Genomic DNA, 8,361 nt, shown 5'->3' with positions numbered 1-8,361 from the left:
CCCCGTCCCGACGCACGCCCCTGCGCGTGCGGACCCCGCCCCCACCCCAGGAGGACCCCATGAGCGAATCCCCGAAGGCCCCGACCGGCATCGTGATGATGAACCTCGGTGGACCGAAGACCCTCGACGACGTCAACCCGTTCCTGAAGGCGTTGTTCGCCGACCGGGAGATCATCCAGCTGCCGTTCCAGGATCGCCTCGGGCCGTTCATCGCGAACCGGCGGACGAAGAGCGTGCAGAAGAACTACGAGGACATCGGGGGCGGTAGCCCCATCCTGCACTGGACCGAGGAGCAGGGCCGCGGGCTGGTGGAACGCCTCGACGCGATGTCGCCGGAGACCGCGCCGCACAAGTTCTACGTCGCGTTTCGCTACATCGACCCCACCAGCGACGACGCGCTGCGCGCGATGGCGGAGGACGGCGTGGAGCGGGCGGTCGCCTTCACGCAGTACCCGCAGTTCAGTTGCGCGACGACCGGCTCCAGCATGAACGAGCTCTGGCGCGCCGCCCGCCGCACGGGGCTGTCCGACCGCTTCACGTGGAGCGTCATCGACCGCTGGCCGACGCACGACGGCTTCATCGAATCGATGACGCACACCGTCCGCGAAGGCCTCGAACGGTTCGACGCCACCGACCGCAAGGACGTCGTCCTGGTGTTCAGCGCGCACTCGCTGCCGTTGTCGATCGTCGATCGCGGCGACGCCTACCCTGCGGAGGTCGGCGCGAGCGTGCACGAGGTCATGAGCCGCCTCGGGTACCGCAACGAGTACCTGATCAGCTACCAGTCGGAGGTCGGGCCGGTCCGCTGGTTGGGGCCCAGCACCGAGAAGGTCATCGAGAACCTCGGCAGCAAGAAACGCAAGCGCGTCCTGGTGGTCCCCATCGCCTTCACGAGCGACCACATCGAGACGCTGCACGAGCTCGACATCGAGTACGGCGAGCTGGCGCACGAGGTCGGCATCGAGGAGTACCGGCGGGCGCCCGCCCTGAACGGCCTGCCGTCGTTCCAGGACGCGATCGCCGACCTCGTCGCGGACCACCTCGCGTCGGGCCAGGCGGCGAGCCCGAACTACGGGCTGCGGTGCCCCGGCTGCGTCAACCCGCAGTGCCGCAACATCCTCAACCCCGTCGCGCCGTACGCCCGGACGGCGGTGACGCCGTCGAAGGAAAGCAAGCTGTACGGGAGCGGGCAGTGACCGCCCCCTACCGCGTGCGCGTCGTCGGGGCCGGCCTCGCCGGCCTCGCCGCCGCGCACGCCGTCCGCCGGCACGCCGAGGCGGCGGGCGTCCCGCTGGACCTGGCGGTCCTCGAGGCCTCCGACCAGCCGGGGGGCCAACTCCGCACCGTCGAGGCGGACGGCGTGCGTTTCGATTGGGCGGCGAACGCCTTCCGGACGGGGGCCGGCCCCACCGCCGACCTCCTCGCGCGATTGGGGCTTGAGAACGAACGCATCGAGGCGTCGAAGGCCGCCGCGAAACGCTTCATCCTGCACGGGGGGCGGCTGCACGAACTCCCGAGCGGACCGGGCACGCTGCTGTCGTTCACGCCGATGAGCCTCGCGGGACGCCTCCGCATCGCGCTCGAGCCGTTCGTGGCGCGGCGCGTGCCGGACGAGGAGTCGGTGTTCGCGTACGCCGCTCGGCACATCGGGCCGGAGGCGGCCGACGTCCTGCTCGGCACCATGGTGCGGGGGGTGTACGGCGGGGACGTCCGCCGCCTGTCGGTGGACGCCGCCTTCCCCGTCATGAAGACGATGGAGCGCGACCACCGCTCCCTCGTCGTCGCGGCGATCGCCGGCGCGAAGGAACGCAAGCGGGTCGGGAAGACCACCTGGACCCTGCGCGGCGGCATGCAGCGGCTGCCGTACGCCCTCGCCGACGACCTGAACGCCGGCCGCGAGGACGGCGCACCGGTCGTGCGCCTGAACGCGCCGGTGTCCGCCCTCGCGCGGCGGGCGGACGGCGGCTACGTCCTCACGACGCCGCACGGCCGCGACGAGGACGCCGACGCGGTCGTGCTGGCGGTCGGGCCGCAGGTCGCGCGCACCCTCGTCGCGGACGCCGCCCCGGACCTGGCGGCGTCGCTGGACGCCATCCCGACGGGGCACCTGGCGGTCGCGACGTTCGTGTTCGACGACGCCGCCTTCGACCGCACGCCGGAGGGGTACGGCTTCCTCGTCGCGCCGAGCGAACCGGTCGACGTCCTCGGGGCGCTGTTCGAATCGAACCTCTTCGAGGGCCGCGCGCCGGACGGCACGACCGTGATCCGCGTCATCATGGGCGGCGCCGGCCGCGAGGACGTCCTCGCGAAGGACGACGCGGCGCTCCGCGCGACGGCGCTCGGGGTGCTCGACCAGGCGCTCGGGGTGCGCGACGCCCCGCGGCGGGCGTGGACGTGGCGGCAACCGTACGCGATTCCGCAGTACGAGCTCGGGCACCACGACCGGGTCGCGGCGATCGAGGGGCACCTGGCCGCCCTCCCCGGCGTCCAGGTCGCCGGGAACGCCTACCGCGGGGTCGCGGTCGGCGCGCTCGTCGAGGACGCCGAGCTCGTCGCCGAACGCACCCTCGCGCACGCGACGGCGCGCGGCGCCGCGGGCCCCGCGCCCGCCGCCGGTGCGGCGGCGGGGGTGGCGGCGTGAGCGGGTCGTCGAAGGCGGGCGAGCGTTCCGAAGCGCTGTTCGAGCGCTCGAAGGCGCGCTTCCCCGGCGGCGTGAACTCGCCGGTGCGGGCGTTCGGGTCGGTCGGGGGGACGCCGCGCTTCGTGCAGCGCGCCGACGGACCGTTCGTGTACGACGTCGACGGGGTGCGGTACCTGGACCTGGTCGGCAGTTGGGGCCCGATGATCCTCGGGCACCGCCACCCCGACGTCGAGCGGGCGGTCGAGGAGGCGCTCCGGCACGGCACCTCCTTCGGGGCGCCCACCGCCCGCGAGGTGAAGCTCGCCGACCGGGTCGTCGACCGCTACCCGTTCGTCGACCGGCTGCGCTTCACGAACTCCGGGACGGAGGCGACCATGAGTGCGCTTCGCGTCGCGCGGGGCGCGACGGGGCGCGACAAGGTCGTGAAGTTCGTCGGGCAGTACCACGGGCACGCCGACGGCCTGCTGGTGGCGGCCGGGTCGGGCGCCATGACGACCGGCGTGCCGTCCTCGGCGGGGGTGCCCGAGGCGGTCGCGGCGCAGACCCTCGTCGCGCCGTTCAACGACGTCGCCGCCCTCGAGGCGCTCTTCGCGGCGCACGGCGACGAGGTGGCCGCCGTCATCGTGGAGCCGGTGTCGGGGAACATGGGGGTCGTCGAACCCACGCCGGCGTTCCGCGCGGCGCTGCACGACGTCCCGCGCCGCCACGGCGCACTGTTGGTCGTCGACGAGGTCATGACCGGTTTCCGCCTCGCGCGGGGCGGCGCGATCGAGCGGGACGGCTGGACGCCGGACCTCGTCGCGTGGGGCAAGGTCCTCGGGGGCGGGCTTCCGGTCGGTGGGTTCGGGGGGACGGCGGCCGCGATGGATCACGTCTCCCCCCTCGGGAAGGTCTACCAGGCGGGCACCCTGTCGGGGAACCCGCTGGCGATGGCGGCGGGCGCCGCGACCCTGGACGCGATCGACGCGACCCCCGGCGCGTACGAACGCCTCGACGCGATCGGCGCGGCCCTCGCCCAGGGCCTGCGCGACGGTGCGGCGAAGGCCGGCGTCCCGGTCGTCGTGAACCAGGTCGGCGCCATGCTGACGGTGTTCTTCCGCGACGGGGAGGTCCGCGACTTCGAGACCGCCGCCGCGTCGGACACCGACGCCTTCGGCCGGTGGTTCCACGCCCTCCTCGCGCGGGGGGTGTGGTGGCCGCCCTCGCAGTTCGAGGCGGCGTTCCCCAGCCTGGCGCTCACCGACGCGATGGTGGAGGACGTCGTGGGCGCCGCCCGCGCCGCCTTCGCCGACGTCGCCTGACGCGCACGTCGCGCCGGGGGTGGCGCGCCGCCCCCGGCGCCGCGGTAGAGTCGCCATCGGCGCTGCGGCGCCACCTATCGAGAGCAGGCGAGGGACCTGGCCCGTCGACCCTGCGGCAGCCCGCGATCATGTCCGCGGGTGCTCCATCCAGCCGGCGCGGCCGCTACGATGGCGGGCCGTTCCGGGAAGATAGGGGCGAAACGCCTCGTCTTCGTCCCCCGCTCCCGCGGGAGCGGAAGGGAGGCGAGCATGCACCACCCGACGATCTGGACGCGCTCCGTTCCACGGACCCCTGGACGGCGAATGTCGCGCCCGGCGCGCCGCGCGGCGGCCGCCGGTCCCGCACGCCCGTAACGAACCCCCTCCCGGGGGTCCGATTCGCCCACGCCGTTTCCGTGTCCCCGCCCGCCGGGCGGGCGCCGCGCCCCGTGAGGGCGCGAGGAGGTCCGTCATGCCGAAGTTCGAGACGCTGCAGGTGCACGCCGGGTACGAGACCGTCGACCCGACCACGAAGTCCGCGACCGTCCCCATCCACCCCACCACCGCGTACGCGTTCGACGACGCCGACCACGCCGCACGGCTGTTCGCGCTGCAGGAGTTCGGCAACATCTACAGCCGCATCATGAACCCCACGAACGACGTCCTCGAGAAACGCCTCGCAGCGCTCGAGGGGGGCGCGATGGCGGTCGCGGTCGCCAGCGGGCACGCCGCGGAGTTCCTGGCGATCACGACCGTCGCGCAGGCCGGCGACAACGTCGTCGCCAGCCCCCACCTGTACGGCGGGACCCGCAACCTGTTCGCCGTCACCCTCCCGCGCCTCGGGATCGACGTGCGCTTCACCGACCCCGACGCGACGCCGGAGGCGTTCGACGCCCTCATCGATGAGCGCACCCGCGCGGTGTACCTCGAGAGCCTCCCCAACCCGTCGCTGCGCATCGTGGACCTCGGCGCGATCGCGGACGCCGCGCACGCGCGCGGGGTGGCGGTGATGGTCGACAACACCGCCGGGATGGGCGGGTACCTGCTGCGCCCCATCGAGCACGGCGCGGACGTCGTGCTGCACAGCGCCACGAAGTGGATCAACGGGCACGGCGCCGGGATCGGCGGCGTCGCGATCGACGCCGGCACGATGGACTGGGGGAACGGCCGCTACCCGCTGTTCACCGACCCCAGCCCCAGCTACCACGGCCTGAACTTCTGGGAGACGTTCGGGACGGACGGACCGTTCGGGAACGTCGCCTTCGCCATCCGCGCGCGCGTCGAGGGGCTCCGCGACCTCGGGGCGTCGCTGTCGCCGCACGCCGCCTGGACGCACCTGCAGGGCCTCGAGACGCTCAGCCTGCGGGCGGAGCGGACCGTGGCGACGACCCGGGCGTTGGCGGACTGGTTGCGCACGCGCGACGGCGTGCACGCCGTGAACCACCCGGACCTGCCCGACCATCCCGACCACGAACGCGCCCAGCGGTTGTTCCCCCGCGGGGCGGGGGGCGTCGTGACGTTCGAGGTGGAGGGCGGCCTGGAGCCGGGCAAACGCTTCCTCGACGCGCTGCAGTTGTGCTCCCGCCTCGTGAACCTGGGGGACTCGAAGACGAGCGTCACGCACCCGGCCAGCACCACGCACGCGCAGCTCTCCGAAGCGGAGTTGACGGCGGCGGGCGTGAGCCCCGGCATGATCCGCGTCGCGACCGGCCTGGAGCACGTCGACGACCTGATCGAGGACCTCGACCAGGCGCTCGCCACGGCGCTCCGGGGCTGACCCCCACCCCCCACGCGACGGCGGGAGGGGGCGCCGTGCGGGGGCCGGACGGGGGCGCCGTGCGGCGCCCCCGTCACACGGTGCGGGAGAAGCGGCCGGTCCCCTGGTGCTTCGCGAGGTGCGCGTCGAACGCCATCGCGACGTTGCGGACGAACAGGCGGCCGGCCTCGGTGACCTCGAGGGTGTCGGGCGCGATCCGCACGAAGCCGTCCGGCTCGGGGCCCGCACGGAGCGTCGCGAGGGCGTCGGCGAAGTACGCGGCGAAGTCGATGCCGTGCCGCCGTTCGACGTCGCGCACGTCGAGGTGCAGGTTCACCATCAACGCGCGAATGACGTCGCTGCGCAGCGCGTCGTCCGCCGTGCGGGCGTAGCCCCGCTCGACGGGGAAGCGGTCCTCGGCGAGGGCGGCCTCGTAGCGGTTGAGCTTCTTCGTGTTCTGCGCGAACGCGCCGTCGACCTCCCCGATGGCGCTCGTCCCGAACGCGACGACGTCGGGCGCGACCTGCGTCGTGTAGCCCATGAAGTTGCGGTGCAGGGTGCGGTCCTCCGCCGCGCGGGCGAGGCCGTCGCCGGGCAGCGCGAAGTGATCCATGCCGATCGGGACGTAGCCGGCCTCCAGGAAGCGCTGGCGGGCGAGACCGAACGACAGGAGGCGGGTCTCCTGGGACGGAAGGAGGGTCTCGTCGATGCGCGTCTGGTTCTTCTGGGCGCGCGGGAGGTGCGCGTAGGCGTACACCGCGACCCGGTCGGGCCGCAGCGCGAGGGTGCGGTCCAGGGTCGCGTCGAACGAATCGAGGGTCTGCGCCGGGAGGCCGTACACGAGATCGAGGTTGATCGACGCGACCCCCGCCGCGCGGAAGCGGCGGTAGAGGGCGGTCGTCTGCAGCGCCGTCTGGTGCCGCCCGATCGCGTCCTGCACCGCGGCGTCGAAATCCTGGACCCCCATCGAGACGCGCGTGAAGCCGCGCTCCGCGAGCCAAGCGACCTGCTCGGGGGTCGTGACGCGCGGGTCGACCTCGATGGCGACCTCCGCGCCGGGCGCGAGCGCGAACGCCGCCTCGAACGCGTCCATCAGGCGCGCCATCTGCGCGGTCGTGAAGAAGGTCGGCGTCCCGCCCCCCCAATGGAGTTGCACGACGGTGCGGCGCTCCCCGAGCGCCTCCGCGACGAGCGCGATCTCGCGCTCGAGGTGGTCGAGGTACCGGTCCGCCAGCCCCTGGTCGCGGCCGACGATGACGTTGCACCCGCAGAAGGCGCAGCGTTCCGCGCAGAAGGGAAGGTGCACGTACGCCGACAGCGGGTCGTCGGGCCGGCGGGCGGCGGCCGCGAGGGTCGCGGCGTACGCGTCGGGCCCGAAGCCCTCGTGGAACTCGACGGCGGTCGGGTAGGACGTGTAGCGCGGACCGGGCCGGTCGTAGCGCGCGAGGCGCTCCGCCGTCGTCCGGGCGTCGGCGGTGGGGGGCACCGCGGATGCGTTCGCCATGGCGTGAGGCTACCGGGCGCCCCCCGGGACGTGCGTCACCGAAGGGTCACGCGCCGCGTTGACGGCCCACCCCGCCCGGCGTCGTCACACCGTTACGCAAGGCCGGCATGGGGGTCACGACGCGGTAGACTCGCGGGACGGGAGGACGCATGCGGCTGGCCTACTTCGACGCCTCCATCCTCGACGACGACGGCGTTCCGGTCGCGCTGCGCTACCGGAAGGCGGCGGCGCTCGTGTTCTACCTCGCGACGGAGGAGCGGGCGGTCCCCCGCCCCGACCTCGCCGCCCTGTTCTGGCCCGACGCGGACGAGACCAGCGCCAAGAACAACCTGCGCCTCGCGCTCGCCGACGTCCGCAAGCGGATCGGGGACGTCCTGGACGCCGACCGCCGCACCGTCCGCCTGCGCCCCGACGTGGCGCTGGAAAACGACCTCGCCGACTTCGACGCCTGGGCGCGCTTCGAGGCGCCGGCCGGGGAGCGCCCGGTCGGCGCGGACGGCACCACCCCGGTCCTGCCGGGCCTCGACGCGACCGACGCGCCCGAGTTCGCGGAGTGGGTCGACGCCCTCCGCGAGCGCGTGGTCCGCACCGCCGTGGACGCCTGGACCGCGGCGAGCGACGCCTACCTGCGCGAGGGCCGCGACGAGGCGGCGGTCGACGCGCTCCGCACCGCGCTCGCCTGCCGCTCGTGGGACGAACCGACCCACCGTCGCCTCGCGCGCCTCCTGGCCAGCCTCGGGCGGCGCGACGCCGCGCTCGCGCAGGTCGACGCCGCCCGCCTCGAGATCCGCCGGCAGCTCGACCAGGGGCCGTCCGCCGCGCTGGACGCGCTCGCCGCGAGCCTCGCGGCGCGCGACGCCGGCGCGCCCGGCATGCCGGGCGCGCCGCCCGCCCCGCTGGGGATCGTCGGACGCACCGCGGAGATCCTCGAGATCGAGCGGGCGTTCCTGGAGGACGAACAGCGCGCCGTCGTCGTGCCCGGCGCGCCCGGGATGGGCGCCTCGACGGTCGCGTGGGCCGCCGCCCGCGTCCTCGCCCCCCGCTTCCTCGGGGGGGTCGCGACGTGGAGCGCGCGGGACGTGCGGACGCCCGACGCGCTCGCGCGGGCGTTGCGGGACCACCGACCCGACGCGGGCGACGCGCCGGCGCTGCTGTTCGTCGACGACGTCCCCCACCTCGC

The 8,361-nt window shown here is 74.4% G+C and carries 6 protein-coding genes and 1 riboswitch; of the genes, 5 read left to right on the top strand and 1 reads right to left on the bottom strand.

Annotated elements, in window-relative coordinates; translation table 11 throughout:
* Positions 1-59 precede the first annotated feature (59 nt).
* The 4 genes from hemH to RI554_09315 all read left to right on the top strand — a co-directional run bounded on the left by hemH (position 60) and on the right by RI554_09315 (position 5,698).
* A complete protein-coding gene (gene hemH, locus RI554_09330) occupies positions 60-1,196 on the top strand; it encodes a ferrochelatase (GenBank protein MDR9392215.1) in 1,137 nt (378 codons plus the stop codon).
* The gene (hemG, locus tag RI554_09325; protein MDR9392214.1) at positions 1,193-2,641 is read left to right on the top strand and encodes a protoporphyrinogen oxidase; all 1,449 of its coding nucleotides are present in this window, start codon (positions 1,193-1,195) and stop codon (positions 2,639-2,641) included. Before hemH ends, hemG begins: the two co-directional genes overlap by 4 nt.
* Positions 2,638-3,942 (top strand): glutamate-1-semialdehyde 2,1-aminomutase, encoded by a 1,305-nt coding sequence (hemL, locus tag RI554_09320; protein MDR9392213.1) that lies wholly within the window; start codon positions 2,638-2,640, stop codon positions 3,940-3,942. Before hemG ends, hemL begins: the two co-directional genes overlap by 4 nt.
* 71 nt (positions 3,943-4,013) lie before the next feature.
* A riboswitch (SAM riboswitch) is annotated at positions 4,014-4,138 on the top strand.
* Between the two features lie 255 nt (positions 4,139-4,393).
* Positions 4,394-5,698 carry an aminotransferase class V-fold PLP-dependent enzyme gene (locus tag RI554_09315; GenBank protein MDR9392212.1) on the top strand — a complete coding sequence of 435 codons (1,305 nt, stop codon included), beginning with the start codon at positions 4,394-4,396 and terminating at the stop codon, positions 5,696-5,698.
* Positions 5,699-5,771: 73 nt separating this feature from the next.
* On the opposite strand, the gene hemN is transcribed toward RI554_09315, so the two are convergent.
* Positions 5,772-7,181, bottom strand: a complete 1,410-nt coding sequence (hemN, locus tag RI554_09310; GenBank protein MDR9392211.1) for an oxygen-independent coproporphyrinogen III oxidase — start codon at positions 7,179-7,181, stop codon at positions 5,772-5,774.
* 149 nt (positions 7,182-7,330) lie between these two features.
* Here hemN and RI554_09305 point away from each other — a divergent pair.
* A partial coding sequence (locus RI554_09305) for a BTAD domain-containing putative transcriptional regulator (protein ID MDR9392210.1) occupies positions 7,331-8,361 on the top strand: 1,031 nt, incomplete at its 3' end.

The organism is Trueperaceae bacterium (genome assembly GCA_031581195.1).
Lineage (GTDB): Bacteria > Deinococcota > Deinococci > Deinococcales > Trueperaceae > SLSQ01.
The sequence above is the reverse complement of the archived record's forward strand: the minus strand, read 5'-3'. Positions and strand labels throughout refer to the sequence as shown.

Excerpts from the sequence above, each read along its gene's own strand:
- hemH (MDR9392215.1), top strand. The coding sequence starts at position 60 with ATGAGCGAATCCCCGAAGGCCCCGACCGGCATCGTGATGATGAACCTC.
- RI554_09315 (MDR9392212.1), top strand. The coding sequence starts at position 4,394 with ATGCCGAAGTTCGAGACGCTGCAGGTGCACGCCGGGTACGAGACCGTC.
- hemN (MDR9392211.1), bottom strand. The coding sequence starts at position 7,181 with ATGGCGAACGCATCCGCGGTGCCCCCCACCGCCGACGCCCGGACGACG.